Annotated in this window: 18 protein-coding genes and 1 riboswitch; of the genes, 2 read left to right on the top strand and 16 right to left on the bottom strand. The window is 41.3% G+C overall.

All coding sequences use genetic code 11. The features are described from left to right. Positions 1–8: 8 nt before the first annotated feature. On the top strand, positions 9–578 hold the full coding sequence (locus B9Y67_RS17825; protein WP_062446438.1) for a manganese catalase family protein: 570 nt from the start codon (positions 9–11) through the stop codon (positions 576–578). 53 nt (positions 579–631) lie between these two features. On the opposite strand, the gene B9Y67_RS17830 is transcribed toward B9Y67_RS17825, so the two are convergent. The 3 genes from B9Y67_RS17830 to B9Y67_RS17840 are packed head-to-tail and all read right to left on the bottom strand — an operon-like array spanning position 632 to position 3,800. Further along, positions 632–1,213, bottom strand: coding sequence for a CPBP family intramembrane glutamic endopeptidase (locus B9Y67_RS17830; protein ID WP_085508725.1), 582 nt, complete (start codon positions 1,211–1,213; stop codon positions 632–634). Next, a complete protein-coding gene (locus B9Y67_RS17835; RefSeq protein WP_085508726.1) occupies positions 1,210–2,742 on the bottom strand; it encodes a RecQ family ATP-dependent DNA helicase in 1,533 nt (510 codons plus the stop codon). The genes B9Y67_RS17830 and B9Y67_RS17835 overlap by 4 nt, the downstream gene beginning before the upstream one ends. Next, entirely contained in the window at positions 2,739–3,800 is a 1,062-nt protein-coding gene (locus tag B9Y67_RS17840; protein WP_085508727.1) for a YpbB family protein, read from the bottom strand. The genes B9Y67_RS17835 and B9Y67_RS17840 overlap by 4 nt, the downstream gene beginning before the upstream one ends. 234 nt (positions 3,801–4,034) lie before the next feature. Between B9Y67_RS17840 and B9Y67_RS17845 the strand changes: the two genes are divergently transcribed. Then, entirely contained in the window at positions 4,035–4,283 is a 249-nt protein-coding gene (locus B9Y67_RS17845) for a ferredoxin (RefSeq protein WP_028783072.1), read from the top strand. A 181-nt stretch (positions 4,284–4,464) separates the two neighbouring features. On the opposite strand, the gene B9Y67_RS17850 is transcribed toward B9Y67_RS17845, so the two are convergent. The 13 genes from B9Y67_RS17850 to B9Y67_RS17910 all read right to left on the bottom strand — a co-directional run bounded on the left by B9Y67_RS17850 (position 4,465) and on the right by B9Y67_RS17910 (position 16,996). After that, on the bottom strand, positions 4,465–5,649 hold the full coding sequence (locus B9Y67_RS17850) for a hypothetical protein (protein WP_085508728.1): 1,185 nt from the start codon (positions 5,647–5,649) through the stop codon (positions 4,465–4,467). After that, on the bottom strand, positions 5,636–6,178 hold the full coding sequence (gene sigX / locus B9Y67_RS17855; RefSeq protein WP_085508729.1) for an RNA polymerase sigma factor SigX: 543 nt from the start codon (positions 6,176–6,178) through the stop codon (positions 5,636–5,638). The genes B9Y67_RS17850 and sigX overlap by 14 nt, the downstream gene beginning before the upstream one ends. A 112-nt stretch (positions 6,179–6,290) precedes the next feature. Further along, complete coding sequence (locus B9Y67_RS17860) at positions 6,291–6,794, bottom strand: ECF transporter S component (RefSeq protein WP_085508730.1); 504 nt, start codon at positions 6,792–6,794, stop codon at positions 6,291–6,293. Positions 6,795–6,799: 5 nt separating this feature from the next. Beyond that, positions 6,800–7,192 carry a DUF4430 domain-containing protein gene (locus B9Y67_RS17865; RefSeq protein WP_176224043.1) on the bottom strand — a complete coding sequence of 131 codons (393 nt, stop codon included), beginning with the start codon at positions 7,190–7,192 and terminating at the stop codon, positions 6,800–6,802. Positions 7,193–7,393: 201 nt separating this feature from the next. Beyond that, positions 7,394–7,573, bottom strand: a riboswitch (cobalamin riboswitch). Between the two features lie 65 nt (positions 7,574–7,638). After that, positions 7,639–9,426, bottom strand: coding sequence for an ATP-binding protein (locus B9Y67_RS17870; RefSeq protein WP_085508732.1), 1,788 nt, complete (start codon positions 9,424–9,426; stop codon positions 7,639–7,641). Next, positions 9,426–10,142, bottom strand: coding sequence for a response regulator transcription factor (locus tag B9Y67_RS17875; protein ID WP_085508733.1), 717 nt, complete (start codon positions 10,140–10,142; stop codon positions 9,426–9,428). Before B9Y67_RS17875 ends, B9Y67_RS17870 begins: the two co-directional genes overlap by 1 nt. A 180-nt stretch (positions 10,143–10,322) precedes the next feature. Continuing rightward, positions 10,323–11,510, bottom strand: coding sequence for a c-type cytochrome biogenesis protein CcsB (gene ccsB, locus B9Y67_RS17880; RefSeq protein WP_085508734.1), 1,188 nt, complete (start codon positions 11,508–11,510; stop codon positions 10,323–10,325). Positions 11,511–11,546: 36 nt separating this feature from the next. Further along, positions 11,547–13,172, bottom strand: coding sequence for a cytochrome c biogenesis protein ResB (resB, locus tag B9Y67_RS17885; RefSeq protein ID WP_085508735.1), 1,626 nt, complete (start codon positions 13,170–13,172; stop codon positions 11,547–11,549). A 25-nt stretch (positions 13,173–13,197) separates the two neighbouring features. After that, a complete protein-coding gene (gene resA / locus B9Y67_RS17890; protein ID WP_085508736.1) occupies positions 13,198–13,746 on the bottom strand; it encodes a thiol-disulfide oxidoreductase ResA in 549 nt (182 codons plus the stop codon). A 54-nt stretch (positions 13,747–13,800) separates the two neighbouring features. Beyond that, positions 13,801–14,544 (bottom strand): pseudouridine synthase, encoded by a 744-nt coding sequence (locus B9Y67_RS17895; RefSeq protein ID WP_085508737.1) that lies wholly within the window; start codon positions 14,542–14,544, stop codon positions 13,801–13,803. A gap of 264 nt (positions 14,545–14,808) precedes the next feature. Next, the gene (locus tag B9Y67_RS17900; RefSeq protein WP_062446466.1) at positions 14,809–15,327 is read right to left on the bottom strand and encodes a spore maturation protein; all 519 of its coding nucleotides are present in this window, start codon (positions 15,325–15,327) and stop codon (positions 14,809–14,811) included. Beyond that, positions 15,324–15,914 carry a nucleoside recognition domain-containing protein gene (locus tag B9Y67_RS17905; protein ID WP_085508738.1) on the bottom strand — a complete coding sequence of 197 codons (591 nt, stop codon included), beginning with the start codon at positions 15,912–15,914 and terminating at the stop codon, positions 15,324–15,326. Before B9Y67_RS17905 ends, B9Y67_RS17900 begins: the two co-directional genes overlap by 4 nt. Beyond that, positions 15,908–16,996, bottom strand: a complete 1,089-nt coding sequence (locus tag B9Y67_RS17910; RefSeq protein WP_085508739.1) for a D-alanyl-D-alanine carboxypeptidase family protein — start codon at positions 16,994–16,996, stop codon at positions 15,908–15,910. The genes B9Y67_RS17905 and B9Y67_RS17910 overlap by 7 nt, the downstream gene beginning before the upstream one ends. Positions 16,997–17,148 lie beyond the last annotated feature (152 nt).

The following is a 17,148-nucleotide window of genomic DNA, read 5'->3' on the forward strand; positions in this document are numbered from 1 at the left end:
TCTTTGTCATGTGGTATTACGAGAAAAAGCTACAATACCCAGTCAAGGTCAGCAACTGTAATCCTCGTCTAGCCAAGTATTTGATCGAGCAGTATGGGGGTGCCGATGGGGAATTGGCCGCTGCTTTACGTTACCTGAACCAGCGTTATTCCATCCCTGACAAGGTTATTGGGTTATTGACAGATATAGGGACAGAAGAGTTCGCTCATTTAGAAATGATTGCAACAATGGTCTATAAATTAACGAAAGACGCAACACCTGAACAGATGAAAGAAGCTGGATTAGGAGCTCATTACGCCAATCATGATAATGCTTTATTCTATCAGAATGCTGCTGGTGATCCATGGACAGCAACTTATATTCAGGCAAAAGGCGACCCGATAGCAGATCTATATGAAGACATCGCGGCAGAAGAAAAAGCCCGCGCTACTTACCAGTGGATCATCAATATGTCAGATGATCCTGATTTGAATGATGGTCTCGCATTTTTAAGAGAACGGGAAATTGTCCACTCCCTGCGTTTCCGGGAAGCCGTAGAGATTCTTAAAGAAGAACGGGATAAAAAACAATTCTTCTAAGCAAAAAGCCTACCCAAAAAAGGTAGGCTTTTATGTTTTTATTCCTATAAAAGTTAACTCATTCGGTAGCGGATATATAGCGCCAATAATAAATCGATAACGAAATGAGCGGTGATTGTCGTTAATAGGTTTCCTGTGATTTCATACATATAGCCGATAAAGAAACTGACGAATAATACGGAAATAAGCAGTACAAACTTTTTTAAATAACGGATGTGCATCACAGCAAATAATGTACTCGCAATTATATAGCCGAATTGTGCATGAAGCACCCCGCGGAACAACAACTCTTCACTGATGGCAACCAATAATGTGATGCCAATAATACCTCTTAGTGAGCGGCCTTTAAACACCTTGACATTAATACCGCCATCATCATAATACTTTTCAGGAACAAATTTCATTAAAATTAAATCAATGGAAACTACAATGACTCCTGGTACTATTCCATAGACAAAAACTTCGAACGGGGAAAAAGTAAGTTGATTTCTCCATCCCTCCCAGAAGCTGGAAAAAAGGAGCCAGCTGCCTATCACACTTAAGGCAAGAATGATTGCTTGTGTCAACACAAGGTGTAATGTGATTTCCCTGTTTGACATCGTTTTTATAAGGTCTGACTGGCTTGGTCTCTTCATGCTTGTCCCCCTGCGAGAAATATCTTGTACAGCCTCTCTTCCCAACTCTCCTGTTCCGTATTCCTTTCACTCTCACCAAATGAAAAGTCATGCAGTTGAAACCCACATTGATCACAACATGGAACAACAGGCGGCTTTACTGTATCTTGAAAAGCCTGGTATAACTTTTCTCTTCTGCAATTTCGGTGATGAACCCATGTCAACAATTCAGAGAATCTGGCCATTTTATAGTGGTACCTATTTTCAATCCGCTCTTTCAACAACTCATAGAATTCTTTCCATTTCTTTTCATTGAATACTACTTTCTTATTATCAAGCAGTCCATTTCGATAAAAATGATACTTAAAAAAACGCCATTGGTTCTCGGACAACTCCAATTGATCTTGGACCATTTCATCTGACGGAAGCAAAGCATTGGCCTGGTAGAGGCAGAGCAAATAATCCAGGACAGCCTTCAAGTGTGCAGGTTCTGGAAGCTCGCTTTGTATCAGCTTTTTTGGCAGGTAATCATCAGACGGAGAATAGTACACGATACTGATACTGTGATTACCATCGCGTCCTGCTCTCCCTACCTCCTGGATAAATGACTCTGTTTGGGTGGGGAGATGGAAATGGATGACATATCTAATATTTTTCTTATTAATCCCCATTCCAAACGCGTTTGTACAACAAATGATATCCAGCTGATCATTCATGAACTGCTGTTGAATTAACAAACGATCCGCTTGTTCCATACCTCCGTGATAATATGCGATCCTTTTTTCAGGCATTTTTGAAGAAAGTTCTATGGATGCCCGTTCTGCCCAATTTCTACTTGAAAAATAAATCATAGCAGGCGCATCTTGATGATGTAGTGCTTTGGAGATCTTCCTTAATTTTTCATCAGGATTTTCTACATGTTCCACAACAAAACTTATATTTTCTTTGTCCATCGGGTAAATGTGCTGCTTCATTCTTTTTAGCCCTAATTGCTTAATGATATCCCCCTGGACTTCCGGGGTTGCTGTACCGCTTAAAGCCAAAACGGGGGGATGGTTTAACTCAGCAATCACTGTTGATAATTTTAAATAATCCGTTCGAAACTCGTGACCCCATTGGGAAATGCAGTGTGCTTCATCTACGACGAAAAATGAAACTTTCAACATCTTCAAACGACGAATTACCGTTTCATTTTGAAGCATTTCAGGTGATAAATAGATAAGTTTGTATCGACTAAGCTGATCGAACACCTGCTGCTTCTGACTGACTGATAAAAAACTGTTAATGGCTGTCACTTGTTTATAGCCGTTGGCCTTTAGTTCTTTTACTTGATCAATCATCAATGAGACTAATGGCGAGACTACAATAGTAATCCCTTCTGTAATCATCGCAGGAAGTTGGTAACAGACAGATTTCCCTGAACCAGTCGGCAGAATACCGAGCGTATCTTCACCTGCCATTACGTCTCTTATAATTTCTTTTTGTCCTTGCTTGAAAGTATCGAAGCCAAAATACATTTTCAACTTATTTTCCAATAATCTGTCGTTCATAATGTTTCCCCGCTTTGGCTGTGCTGTCTATTTGCTTGCACTAATCTTATTTGGAAATAATCAAAATTCCCTTGAAGTGCATCATAAATTTCCCTGAGCTTATTTGTATTAAGCGTTTGTAGAGTATTATTAATTTCAGTTACCTCTTTATCGCTGATAAAATAATACATAGGAAAATCCGGCATTACCAATGCCATCTCTACAACATGATCATGTATCGTACTCATTTTCAAGCCACGGATGCGAACAATTGATTCCAAATCCAGCCCTTGTTTGATAAGTTTATAGGTTTTTTGTGCTGAGTTTGTAATCAAGCCACCTGTGTCATCTACAGTTTTTACAAATAAAGCCAGTGTAGGCCATTGTTCCGGTTTCGCTTCTGCCATTTGGTAGAAACGATGCAAGCTATGCTGCAGGAGAAGATGTACATCATGGACAGACAAATCAAATTTATCTGCCAGTTGTTGTTTACTTAAACCGATACGGCCTGCACCTGTGATACGGTAACTGAACACCTCTGCCTCCTCCTGAGGAGCGGCATTCAACAAAGTATGGAGTTCCTTATACATATCAATCGTGTGGCTTTCAAGATTCGTCTTGTTACGTTTATAGTTACTCTTCACCCAATTCAAGATATCTGGACGCTCAGAAACTGGCAGGAAGGATTGATGTCCAGCTTTCATATTCGTGATAGTCTGGATATATAAAAATAGACGCTCTTCAAAAACAGAAATATGCTCTTGTATATGTATACCAGCAAAATAAAGCGGTTCCCACTTTTGTTCCAACCGTTTCAGTTCTTCATGACCATAACTAGTAATTTCCGGCCGGTCATTTTTGATAGTTATTTTATGGGATTGTCTCAAACCTTCAACGAAGGAAATTAATTCAGTTCGATCTAACGTTTTATAGATAGCAAAAAATCCAGTCAGTTGATAAGCATGAGCATCTTGCAGTGTCTGAGAGGACCGCTTGCCCGCAAGCAGGTTATAAATCCCCGCCAGTGACCTCTCGCCCTTCAAGTTATTAATACAGCGAAGTAAAATGTATTCAAACACGTAGATTCTCCTTTATGTTTGCTCCTTTTTCAACTTACTACATATGCTTGAGTATGAATAGTGATAAAAGTCACACCAAACCGCATAGCTGCAAGGGTTTCGGGCATTTTTTATGGTTGAAAAAAGTATGGGATAGCAGTACAATAAATTTAAGGCGAATGTTCTCAGAGAGAAAATAATCTTCACTTGTATAATTTATTTTTAGGGATCTGTATTATTAGGAGGGAATGTGTTATGGCTAAATACACAATTGTTGACAAAGAAACCTGTATTGCGTGCGGTGCTTGTGGTGCTGCAGCTCCAGATATTTACGATTATGATGATGAAGGAATCGCGTATGTAGTACTGGATGATAACGAAGGTATCGTTGAAATTCCAGAAGTGCTGGAAGAAGACATGGAAGATGCTTTTGAAGGCTGCCCAACCGACTCCATTAAAGTAGCGGATGAACCATTTGAAGGCGACCCTGTTAAATTTGAATAATTAGCACCAAAGCCCCTGGCCGAGGGGGCTTTTTTTATTTACTCCCCTGTCTTTACTCCTATCCCCCATTTTATTTTAACACGGAACTCTCGCATTGCAGCACTTCACCATAATGTATTCCCCTGCCTCGCTGGCTCCCCTAATCCAGCAGGCAGCTTAAACTGTATATTTTGTCTGCTTTTTAGTTTGTATCCATAAGAAGAGGGTTCACTGCTACAGGGGTTTCCAAAGGGTTGGAGAGATCATACCTATCAATACTCCTGAATGGGAGACCTTGCAATTGTACATGTTCATAACCAAATGAGGCAGCCGTAGCCAACACAGCTTCAATCATCGTTATGGATTGTTGGTCCGGTTCCAATTTATTTGAGGTGGTTATAGTAACGGAAAGCAGTTCCTCACTGGCTTCTTCCCCTTTTAACGAAACACCTGCCGGTATTGCGGAATCGATGTACTCTCCTCCCTCATTATCGATCATCGTTTGAAATGCCTCTTCGATTGTGGCGTTTTCATCTATCTTTATAGGAACTAAAAACTTTGATTCCGTTGCCGGATAGTTATAAAGTTTATAACTCACTTTCACAGAGGAGGCGATTGTCAAGGACTCAACCGTTCCAAAGTTACCCATTTCAAAAGGACGTCCATCCTTATATTTAAGGTTCACTTGCGATACTTGGCTATTTTGAAAGGTCTGCTCGATACTATTATGAAGCATAACATCAGAGCTTGAACCTCCAGCCATTTGAAAATCCTCCGGAAAAATTATATCTGCTTCCGTTCCCTTCCTGTTTATTTCTGTTCCTTGTAATGGAAAACCGGCCACGCCAAGTTCTTCTGCTTGTTCAGCCACTAAAGTGGTAGTAGTGGTATAATTCAATTGTCCATCCTTTGTTGTAATGGCAAATGGGATGATCTGCTCCCCATTCATTCCTGCGGCAACCGCAATTATAAATGGGTTTTCCTTAAATTTTTCAAACACCAAATAACTTTGCAGTTCGCTGCCATCCATGTCTCGCTCTGTTACTTCCATTTCAGATGGGATCTGGGAGAGCTCCGCTGACTGCTCATCATGCAGGGTTTCTGAGTTATCTTCACCGCCCTCATTGGATTCTGTCGCTATATCCATCGAGTCTTCGCCAGACTGGTCTATTAAAATGGGCGGGAGGATGAGGGCTGTTAGAAAGAGCACCGCAACCAGAGCAAAGATTGGCATGATAACCAGTTTTCTTTTTTTGGGCTCTTCTTCCATCATTTGAAGGGAAATTTTGTTATAAAGCTCATCTTTATCCTGGTGGTCCTGGATAAAAGGGAATTTTTCTAAATCCTTTTCCAGTTCCTTACGCCTGTCGTTTTTATTTTGCTTCATAATTATCTCCCTCCTTTCGTTGATCTGCCATCAAATCCTGCAATACTTTCATGCCCCGATGCTGGGTTGTTTTCACTTTACTGATGGACCACCCTAAAATATCAGCGGTTTCCTGGATTGACATTAATTGTATGAATCTCAAAATAATGACACTTCTCTGATCCACTGTCAGCTTATCCAAGTGTTCATAAAGAATTTGTATTTGCTCATTTTTTTCAGCTATCTCCTCTGGTAAAGGCTGTTGATCTTTTATTTGTTCGCCTTTTTTCTCCCAGTCGAAAAATTCCAGCAGGCGTTTTCTCTTTCTTTCCTGCTTACGAAAGAAATCGATCGTGACATGTCTGGCAATAGAAAACAACCAAGTTTTTTCACTGCTGTCCCCTTTAAACTTATCGTAAGATTTTAAGACTTTTATATAAACCTCTTGAACGAGGTCTTCCGTTTGCTCCCGATTCTTCACCATATAAAAAATAAACTGAAATATATCCTGATGATATTTTTCATAAAGAGATTCAAATATCGATCTCACAGTGGAGAGACCTCCTGTTCACTAAATTAGTCGCATTATGTATTAAAAAGTTACATCCCCCTTAATAATAGTCATAATATAGAAAAAATACCAACCTTTATTGGCTGGTATTTCAAGCTGGTATCCATTGGTTATAATAACGTTGAAACAGACGACTGAATACAGGATAAAGCGTGGTGATGAACACTGCATTGCCTGCAGCATGGTAAAGATCAAATGGCAGGCCGGCCAGATAATATCCCCAAAATGATCCTGCAAAGCTATACATGGTTACAGACAATACCAGACCATAAAATATGCCACTCAACGCTCCGAAAGCAGCCAATAATAGCAGCGGAATAGCTGACCAATATCTGCCGATCAATCCGCTAACCAAACCAATGACAGCCCAGGCAGCTACTTGCCATATCGTCCAGATCCCCATCCCTAACATGACATTGGACAGGAAGGTGACCAAAACTGCCAGCACAACTGCTGCTAGTGGCCCCAGCCAAAATCCCGCAATAATGATGATAGCAGTAACCGGCTGAACGTTTGGTAAAAAAGCGAATACATACCTGCCAACTACCGCGAGGGACGCCAGCAATGCTATTAATGTTATTTTATAGGTGTTCATCCTTATCAGTCCCATGCATGGAAATCAAAAGTGAAAGAGTCATTTTCTTCTACTTTGTATTCTTTTGCTCCCACAGACGCATCCTCTCCATTGATCGTAAAGAACCAGGCTTTCTGTTCCCCTTCTTTTGCCTCTATCCCTTCAATCTTGGTTACGAAGCCATCTTTTTCCTCTACTTCTTCGAAATTATCTTTTAAAACTTCCATTAAACTTGTACCTTCCTCAACTTCCAACTCTTTTTCTGCCACCATTTCTTCACCTTCCCCTTGGGAAATAGTGACCTTCACAGGTACCTGTTCCTGCTGTTCTTGTTGAGCCTGACTTGACTCCTCTGATCCGGATTGACATCCTGTCAATACTGCCGCTGCCATTAATACAGCAACAATAAATTGCTTCATGTTTAGCATGATCTATCATCCTTTCACGCAGTTTGTTTGTTTCATTGCTTTTGGGTGTGAAATTCAGATAGACAACCGCCTTTTCCCCACATTAAAAGCCCATTCTTCAACAGAATGGGCTTGGACTACCAGTATTCAAATAGGTCCCGACTTAATGGGTTTATTCCACCGGTTGTCTCAAACAGCTCAATCCCCGAAGCTTTGAAACGACGAATCAAGGCAGGTCTACTGGCTTGTGCTTTCCCTACTACGGACCCTTCCCATACATTACGGTACAGTGGTCTGTCCGGTTCGTGGCACTTACAGTTGCGAGGACAGCTTTGGACTTTCACCAAATTCCCTTTTCAACTACTCAAAAGTACCTTGATTCACTTATTCAATTCTATTTTTATATTACCATAAGCTAGGGGAAAGTAAATAGTTGTTTCACAGGTAACAAGATTTTATTACAAATCTTGTAGATCTTCGCTAAGATCAGGCAAGTGAAAAGAAAATGTCGTACCCGAACCTTCTTTACTGTGCACAGCAATAGTTCCCTGGTGTGCTTCAATAATATGTTTAGCGATAGAGAGCCCAAGGCCTGTACCTGTCTTTCCCTTTTTCCTTTTCCTCGATTTGTCTGCCTTATAGAAACGCTCGAATACAAATGGCAAATCTTCTTCAGGAATCCCAGTGCCAGAATCCTGTACAGCCGAATGGATTCCTTCATTCGTCATTTCCAGATGAATATCAACATTTCCACCTGTATTGGTATGGCGAATCGCATTATCGATTAAATTCGTATACACTTGCTCGATACGATCCGGGTCAAAATATTTGGTGCCCATCGCTTCTGGAGCATGGAGTCTTAAGTTGACATCTTTCTCCTGGGCAAGCCCTTGGAATTTACGTACAATCTTTTCTGCGAACGGACGTATTTCTACCTCTTCCTTATTCAAAGTGATATGGCCGGCTTCCATTCTTGCCAGATCCAGCAGTTCGTTAACCAGTCTGCTCATCCGCTGGGATTCTTCATAGATGATTTGGGCAAGTTCGTTTTTCTCCTCCTTGCTTTCAGCTATATCATCTACAATTGCTTCGCTATACCCTTGCATCATCGAGATTGGGGTGCGTAACTCATGGGAAACATTTGCAATGAAATCCTGTCTCAGTTTATCCAGGCGTCGTTCTTCAGTCATATCCCTTAATACCGCAACAGCTCCGCGGACAGAAGATTTATCATATAATGGCGTCATGATAATAACCCAGTTTCTCCCTTGGGCATCTGTTTCTGTCATTACTTCCGTCTCCGTCTCAATCACTTGGTTGAATATCTCTTTCAACCTTTCCGGCAAATGCATAGGCTCATCTTTATAAGCAATATCAGTCCCACCTTCTTCATAAGCCCAGGCTTGCAGGTATTGTTCAGCGGGAGGATTGGTAATCAGGATCTCCCCTTGGCGATTTATAGTGATAACCCCATCAGCCATAGAGCTTAGAATCCCTGACAACTGCTCTTTTTCCTGATTCAATGCATTAATATGAAATTTTAACTGGCGCCCCATCCGATTAAATGCCATTGCGAGCTCCCCAATTTCATCATGGGTAAGAATGGGTACTTTCGTGTTGAATTCCCCTTTAGCAAGTTCTAATGCACCTTCTCGCATCTTGATTAGCGGTGCTGTGATCCGTGTCGATAAGAAGAAAGCGAATATCGTAGTCAAAATGATTGCTATTCCGGCACCCAGAAAAATGATTTTAGTCGTCTGCATTGTCGTCTCTTCTACTGAGTCGAGAGACTGGTAGACAAAGACACCTGAACCTTCTGCATTTAACGATGTACCTACTACCATGACCCCATTTTGAAAGTTATCAATATCCGCTATTTTTTTCACTTGATCTGACCCTGTCAATACGGAAGAAAGCTCCTCATCCGATTCAATCCATTGGCGGTCGATTTGAGGCAGAGTCCCTTCTGCCGAGGAACTCCACATGTCGTCCTCATTAAAAAAGATCACGACACGGCTTGAAGGGTCTTTCACTCTGGTAGAGGTGTCTAAAATTAAATCCCTTTCGCCATATTCATCAACAATTTCGGAAACCTTTTCTGCCGTCTGTAATAACTCTCTTTCAGCTTCTAAAATGTGAAAGTTCTCAAAAAACTCCAGGAGTAATACGGTCAAAAGAAATAATACAAAAGAAACTAATAATAATATAGTGAACCATAGTTTACCTACGACACTGCGCCAAAACATCAGTCACCACTTACCTCGAATTTATATCCCACACCCCAGACAGTTACAATCATTTTTGCGGCATCTTTGGAAACCTTGCTTAACTTTTCCCTCAGTCGTTTTACATGTGTATCCACTGTTCTTAGATCACCGAAAAATTCATACTGCCAGACTTCCTTCAATAAATGCTCCCGTTCAAAGACCTTATCAGGAGCTTTGGCAAGGAAATGTAATAATTCATATTCTTTCGGGGTCAATGTTACCTCTTTTCCATCAGCGGTCACCCGGTGTGCGTCATTATCAATTGTCAGATGAGGAAACACCAATACATTATTTGCCGAAGTCTCCGTTTGAAGAAACTTCGTAGACGAAGACCGACGCAGGATCGCTTTAACCCGAAGCACTACTTCTCTCGGGCTGAATGGTTTTACAATATAGTCGTCTGCTCCTACTTCAAACCCTTGAACACGATTGCTTTCTTCTCCTTTTGCTGTAAGCATCAGCACGGGCGTAGCTTTTTTCTCACGTAAATCCTTACAAACTTCAATTCCATCTTTTCCAGGCATCATAATATCCAATAATATCACGTCGTAATCGTTATTCAGTGACTTAGTAAGTGCTTCATCTCCATCTTCTGCTTCTTCAACCTCAAAGTTTTCTCTTTCTAGATACATACGAATCAGCCGTCTGATTCTTTCTTCATCATCTACTACTAATACCCTTGCTTCTTTTTCCATAGCGATGCCCCCTCTAAAAGTCCCTATATATCATTCAATTCTATTACCTTTGTTTCTTTTCCTCTTAGCATAACAAAAAATGATTATGTAAACGATAGACCATCAGAGAACTGCTGGCCTCTAATGGTCTATCATTGGTCTTTTCTTCTGCAAGTATCTTACAAATCAATCCCTAAATATTTAAGCGTAGGAGTGTAATCCAGCGATAATAAGGTTGACAGCAATCAAGTTGAACATGATGATAGCAAATCCTCCTACGGCAAGCCAGGCTGATTTAGTACCGTGCCAGCCTCTTGATAAGCGCAGATGAAGGAAAAATGCATAGAACAACCAGGTAATCAGTGCCCATACCTCTTTCGGATCCCATCCCCAGAATCGATTCCAGGCTTCTTGTGCCCAAATCATGGCAAATATTAAAGCACCTAATGTGAATATTGGAAATCCGATCGAAACTGCACGATAAGAGACTTCATCAATTAAATCCGGGTTGAATTTTTTCAGCTTCGGCTGGATGACTGCAGCTACTCGCTTCCTCAAAATCAAACGTGCAGCCCCATAAAGAACTAGTCCGCTCAAAAGAGACCAAATCAATGTGTTAAATTTTCTTGCTGCGCTTTCTCCCCTCATCCATTCCGGGGCATCAAATAGTGGCTGCATGGCTCCCGCCGTTTGTAACTCTCCGGCATTTGGGCCAGCAATTGCAGGTAAGTGATATTCTACCGCTGTAATCTGACCTTCTATAGGTGCCTGAAACTGGGCCTGGTAATCCATGGCACCGAAAGTAGTAGTGACAATGATAAAACCCAAAGTAGAGAAAATGGAGTAAATTACAAATTCAAGCCAGAATGTATGCTTAGACTTTTTTGTCTGATCGATTTGCCGGATTAAAAATATCAAGCCTGCCACAAAACTGATAGCTAAGATAGCCTCTCCAATTGCGGCTGTGGTTACATGAATATACAGCCAGTGGGATTTCAAGGAAGGAACCAAGGGCGATATCTCCCTCGGAAACATGCTTGCATAGGCAATGATAAGTAATGCAACTGGCAGTGCAAATAAACCAATAACATCCAACCGATAGATAAAGTAAATGATGATAAACGCCATGACAAGCATCATGCCGAAAAATGTCGTAAATTCAAACAAGTTACTCACCGGGGCATGTTTGCTGGCTGCCCAACGAGTGAAGAAATAACCGAGCTGGGTGATAAACCCGGCAATAGTCAAGGAAATCCCAATAGTACTTGCTTTTCCTCTGCCACTATTTTTTTTATCACGAATCGTCCCGCCAAAAAAGAAGGTAGCGATCATGTAAAAGAAAAATGAAGCATATAATAGATTACTGCTGATTGATACCAGATTTCCCATTTAATTATCCTCCTATCCCCTTTTTCTTGAAAAGGGTCAACCTTTTAATTGCTGCTGATCCTCCGGTATGTCGATTCCTGTCTGATCAATAGACTTTTCGATGTCTTTCTTCAGTCCATACCAATTCTTATTCGTATGGCCGGCAATCCAGACGCCGTCCTCCCTAGGCTGCAGCCATATCCTTCGGTGGTTCCAGTACATTCCCTGGACGACCCCAATCATAAAGATTAATCCCCCTACAGCCATAAACGGCAGCGTATAATCTTTTTTCACAGCCAGTCCAGTAACATCCCTTGTATCGTAACCTGCCAGGCTCAGCTTATATTGATTTTCATTAGTCGGATCGATATTCATTCCGATACCGGCAAAACTGACCTCTGGATCGCCTCCATCTGGAGGATAAACGTAAAATACAAATGCCGGATTTTTAGGGAATTTAGATTTAGAGCGTGGCTGATTCTCGTCCATGTAATATTCTGGAAAATATTCATCGATTACTACCCTGGCACCGCTATCCAGCTCGTATTCCATCTCCGGATCCGTCAAATCGACAGTAAATTCACCCAGTACTGCTGATTCATCGTCCGTTTCATGGAGGGTAAAAGACATAGCAGAAAATTCATCTAACTGATAGCTGGATTGATATAGGGCAAAACCATCAAACTTAGCCGGTTTATTGACAACAATTTCTTTTTTTTGAATTTCTTCGAGTTCCGGCTCAGCTCCTACCACGTCATTGTTGGTACGCTCGTATATCACAGCATTGGTTTGATAGTTGCTGGCAACGGGAGCATTTTGGTTCATCAACGCTTCCTGGAATCGTTCGTCTTTATCAGGATCATAGTTTTCAAGAATGAAGTCTTCATTTTTAACATAATATTGACCGTCTGTGGACGGCACTACAGCAGTCTCACCTTCCCGAACCCATACGAAGTCATCGATATACATAGAAGGTAAAAAGCGTAACAATGCCCCTAAAAGAAAGATAATAAGCCCGATATGATTGACATAAGGACCCCACCTGGAAAATCTACCTTTCTCTGCGAGGATATGTCCATCTTCATCCCAAACTTTATACCGCTGCTTTCTCAGTTTTGTTTTAAAAGCTTCAACATCAGCTTGTCCGTTAGTTTCCCCAAAAACACGCTGGCGTTTCAAAAAAGTATGATGGCGTTTAGGTTTTTGTTTTTTTAGTGCCCTATGTAATGGAACCACCCGGTCAATGCTGCAAATGACCAAGGAAACACCAATGAGTGCAATCATCAACATAAACCATACCGTGCTGTATAAATTGTGGAATCCTAATTGATAATAGATTTTGCCTGCCAGTCCATATTGGTCTTCATAAAATGTCGCCGGGTCAGAGCCCGGAGGGATATACATCTCCTGGGGAAAAATCGTACCAAGGGATGACGCAACCAGGGTAATAATGATCAGCCAGACCCCGACTTTAACAGAAGAGAAAAAGTTCCATACTTTATCTACTATATTACGATTATAAGTCTGGGAACGACGAGCACTTCCTTCATAACGCATATTCAATAACGAGTCTTTCTTATTTCCATCAATATGCTGGTTGCCTTCAATCGGCTTCCCGCAGGCTTCGCATAATACTGTACCTTCCGGGTTGACGTGCCCGCATTCGCATTTGATCTTTTTCATAGTAAAACCTCTCTATACCTAAGACTTATGCTTCCGGTTGAATCTCTTTCAAATGTTCTTCCAGTTTTTCAAGTGTCAGAGGTCCGATGACTTTATCTACAATTTCGCCATTTTCATCAATGAAAAAAGTGGAAGGAATCGGGCTGATTCCATATTGATCCATTACCTGCCCGTTTTTATCATGAAGATTAGTAAAAGTGAGCTCATATTTATCAATAAAACGATTGACTACCAGTTTCGTGGAATCAAGGTTGACGCCCACTATCTCTACACCTTTTTCCTTATACTTTGGGTACAGCTCTTGCATGTAAGGCATTTCTTCTTCACAAGGCTTGCAATATGTAGCCCAGAAGTTGAGCATTACTCCTTTTCCTTTGAAATCATCCAGAGATTTTCTTTCACCCTCTGTACCGAATTGTTCCAGTTCAAAGTTCGGAGCCTGTTCACCTTCCGCAACAACCGCATCATCTTGAGACAAATTTCCAATAATCGCAAAAATGACAAGACCGACCAACACAGCTAATGTCAGGGTGCGAAATATCATCCGACGTTGTTTTTTCTTCTTTTTATCCATTTTCACCACTCCTTTTGCGATTATAACATTTAACACTATTGGTAAATGTGAAAGTTATTTAACATTTTTCTCCGCTAAATGCCTTAGCTGTTTCACTTCATGGGGGGTCAACTCACGAAGCTCCCCTGCATTTAAACCATGAAGATCAAGGAAACCATAACGTTCCCGTTTCAATTTATCGACAGGAAACCCGATGGAATCAAACATTCGACGCACTTGTCTGTTTTTCCCTTCGTGCAGGATCAATTGAATAATAGCTGTGTTCTTCTTTTTATCCACCGACTTTGTTTTGACATGTGCAGCTTTTAATACTTCACCATCAGACCGTATTCCTTTTGTCAGCTTAGCTAAATCTTCTCTTAAAGGGATTCCTTTTGTCTTCGCGATATATACTTTTTCAATTTCATGTTTAGGATGCATCAATTGATTGGCGAATTCCCCATCATTTGTTAATAATAAAATCCCGGAGGTGTCATAATCCAGACGGCCGACTGGAAATACACGTTCCTCTATTTCTTCAGGAAGAAAATCTGTTACTACTTTACGGTTTTTATCGTCTTTGACACTGGAAATTACACCGCGTGGCTTATATAGAAGAAAATAAACCGGTTCTTCTTTGGTCAATGGCACACCTTCCACTTCTACTTTATCATCGGCTGTCACTTTCGTCCCCAGTTCCGTAACGACCTTTCCGTTGACGGATACCTTTCCTTCCACAATCAGCTTTTCCGCTTTTCTTCTTGATGTAACACCACTTTTAGCAATTACTTTCTGTAAACGTTCTAATGAACCTGTCATACTAATCACCTACTTAGTTATTGTTATATAATATAATGGATAAATAATAGACGTCATTTCCCCCTTCATTAAGTGATTAACTCCATTAACTATTTCTATACAAACTTAATGAAAGCCATATACAATTTATAGTACGGGAAAAATGTTAACGCCTTATGAACACATGAGAGGAAATTAACTGACCAGGCAAGAAGCATCCAATACCCGACAGTAAGCCACGCTGAGATTTTCAGCGTGGCTTACTATCTGGTCTCCCTATCCTGCTCAACTGAAAAGGATGGTGACAACTATTATTGAAGCTATTATACCAATCATGTCAGCGGCTAGTCCAACTTTAAGCGCGTCCCCCATCTTTTTTATTCCGACTGCACCAAAATAAACGGTCAGTATATAAAAGGTCGTATCGGTACTCCCTTGCATAACAGATGCCAAATACCCGATAAACGAATCAGGTCCATAAGTTTTTATTAATTCACTTGTCATCCCTAATGCAGCGGTTCCGGATAACGGACGTACAAGTGCTAATGGCAATATTTCTTCAGGCATGCCCAGCAACACTGTAAGTGGTTTTACTAAAGTGATGAATGCTTCCATTGCTCCGGAAGCACGGAAGATAGCAATGGAGACCATCATCCCAATCAAAAAAGGCAGCAGGGAGATAGCTATATCTATCCCTTCCTTGCCTCCTTCCACAAACTTTTCATACGTTGGGACCCTTTTGTAGGTCGCTGTTAAGAGAATCAGCAATATAATAGCGGGGATTATCCAAATGCTGATACTCATTCTGCTCCCCTCCTGTATCTTCGCCAGTAAAAATAACGATCAATCAATAGAGCTCCTGTTGTGGAAATAGTGGTAGCTATAATAGCCGCTCCGACAACCGCCGTCGGATCAACAGAGCCATATTTCATCCGAATTGCTATTACCGTCGTCGGTATCAATGTAACGGAGGAAGTATTGATTGCCAGAAATGTAATCATCGATCGGCTTGCTGTATCCTTACCATGGAGCTGCTTTAATTCTTTCATCGCCTTCAAACCCATTGGCGTAGCAGCATTGCCTAACCCGAACAAATTGGCGGTCATATTCGATAAAATATAACCCATGGCCGGGTGGTCTTTGGGGATGTCAGGGAATATCCGCTGAACGACGGGACGGAACAAAGCGGCAAGACCTCTCAGCAATCCAGCCTCCTCGGCAATACGTGTTAACCCTAACCAGAATATCAGCACCCCCATCATGGTCAGCGTTATCATAATCGCATCATCAATGGTACTGAAAATGGCTTTATTAACTTCTTCCATCGTGCCATTAAAAGCAGCAAATACAATTCCTACTACTGCGAGCAACGACCAGATAATATTTACCATGACGCCAACCCCATAAACCGATTGGCTCTTTCCCGCCAGTAAGAAAGTAATGTTCGCTCAGAAGGACTATCCACAACAGCTGTGGCCATGATTGGACTGTCCTCGAGATAGATTACATGCCTTGCGACAAGTGAGCTGTCAGTATTCGACAGCAAATTCAACTTTGAATGAAGTGACTGCTTCTCAGAAGCGGTTACCGGCCAAATAACATCTCTTGTATAATATAAAGATTTCTTATCGGGGACGTTTACTGGAACTTTACCTTTTTCCTGAAGGAGGACGTGATCAAAATTTTCAAAGCCCCACTCGTACATCCGTTGATGATCATTCCAGTCATCTCCTGCATTCAATGTCACAGCGACCAGTTCCATATCCCCTTTTTTTGCTGTCGATACTAATGTCCTGCCTGCTGCTTTGGTATATCCTGTTTTCCCTCCGGTACAATAATCATAATATTTTGTGAGGAGTTTATTTTTATTGAACCAGTAATAATCTCTGTTTTCAGATAAGTACCGGTCCGCTCCTGTTATTTCACGGAATGTATCATTCTGCATGGCACTTCGCATTAATACTGCCAAATCATACGCAGTAGAATAATGATTGTCCGAATCGAGACCATGCGGGTTATCAAAGTTGGAATGGTTCATTCCAAGCCAGGCCGCCTTTTCGTTCATCAAAAATGCGAACCCTTCCTGAGACCCGCCCACATGCTCTGCAATTGCCATAGCCGCATCGTTACCGGACCGGAGCATCAAGCCGTAAACGAGATCCTTGAGGGCCATCTTTTCTCCTTCTTTTAAATAGATGGATGACCCTTCGGTATAAACAGCATTATGACTCGCTTTCACTTTTTCTTCTAATTTTCCAGATTCAACGGCTATTAGTGCTGTCATTATTTTTGTCGTACTTGCAATCAACTCTTCTTCGTCAGCGGCCTTCTCATATAAAACTCTCCCTGACTGCATGTCCATAAGCACAGCATTCCTGGCAGAGACAGAGATCGCTGCTTCCGCTTGAAATGGATGAATAAGACTAACGATGAGGAAACTATAAATCAACCATATAATTGTGCGCTTCTTCAAAGCCGCTCCTCCTTCAATTCATAACTTACTATTTAATCTATGCGAAGGAGACGAGCGTATGATATAGATGGGCCTCTTTTAAATAGGAACAGCCGAAAATAAATCGTTTTGAACGAAACGAGCAGCAACATTTGCGAGCAAGCCATATCTCC

The sequence above is a fragment of the Thalassobacillus devorans genome, from assembly GCF_900176565.1.
Classification (GTDB): Bacteria; Bacillota; Bacilli; order Bacillales; family Halobacillaceae; genus Thalassobacillus; species Thalassobacillus devorans_A.

Coding starts and splice junctions, on each gene's coding strand:
- B9Y67_RS17825 (WP_062446438.1), top strand. CDS start 9: ATGTGGTATTACGAGAAAAAGCTACAATACCCAGTCAAGGTCAGCAAC.
- B9Y67_RS17830 (WP_085508725.1), bottom strand. CDS start 1,213: ATGAAGAGACCAAGCCAGTCAGACCTTATAAAAACGATGTCAAACAGG.
- B9Y67_RS17835 (WP_085508726.1), bottom strand. CDS start 2,742: ATGAACGACAGATTATTGGAAAATAAGTTGAAAATGTATTTTGGCTTC.
- B9Y67_RS17845 (WP_028783072.1), top strand. CDS start 4,035: ATGGCTAAATACACAATTGTTGACAAAGAAACCTGTATTGCGTGCGGT.
- B9Y67_RS17850 (WP_085508728.1), bottom strand. CDS start 5,649: ATGAAGCAAAATAAAAACGACAGGCGTAAGGAACTGGAAAAGGATTTA.
- B9Y67_RS17860 (WP_085508730.1), bottom strand. CDS start 6,794: ATGAACACCTATAAAATAACATTAATAGCATTGCTGGCGTCCCTCGCG.
- B9Y67_RS17865 (WP_176224043.1), bottom strand. CDS start 7,192: ATGAAGCAATTTATTGTTGCTGTATTAATGGCAGCGGCAGTATTGACA.
- B9Y67_RS17870 (WP_085508732.1), bottom strand. CDS start 9,426: ATGTTTTGGCGCAGTGTCGTAGGTAAACTATGGTTCACTATATTATTA.
- B9Y67_RS17875 (WP_085508733.1), bottom strand. CDS start 10,142: ATGGAAAAAGAAGCAAGGGTATTAGTAGTAGATGATGAAGAAAGAATC.
- ccsB (WP_085508734.1), bottom strand. CDS start 11,510: ATGGGAAATCTGGTATCAATCAGCAGTAATCTATTATATGCTTCATTT.
- resB (WP_085508735.1), bottom strand. CDS start 13,172: ATGAAAAAGATCAAATGCGAATGCGGGCACGTCAACCCGGAAGGTACA.
- resA (WP_085508736.1), bottom strand. CDS start 13,746: ATGGATAAAAAGAAGAAAAAACAACGTCGGATGATATTTCGCACCCTG.
- B9Y67_RS17895 (WP_085508737.1), bottom strand. CDS start 14,544: ATGACAGGTTCATTAGAACGTTTACAGAAAGTAATTGCTAAAAGTGGT.
- B9Y67_RS17900 (WP_062446466.1), bottom strand. CDS start 15,327: ATGAGTATCAGCATTTGGATAATCCCCGCTATTATATTGCTGATTCTC.
- B9Y67_RS17905 (WP_085508738.1), bottom strand. CDS start 15,914: ATGGTAAATATTATCTGGTCGTTGCTCGCAGTAGTAGGAATTGTATTT.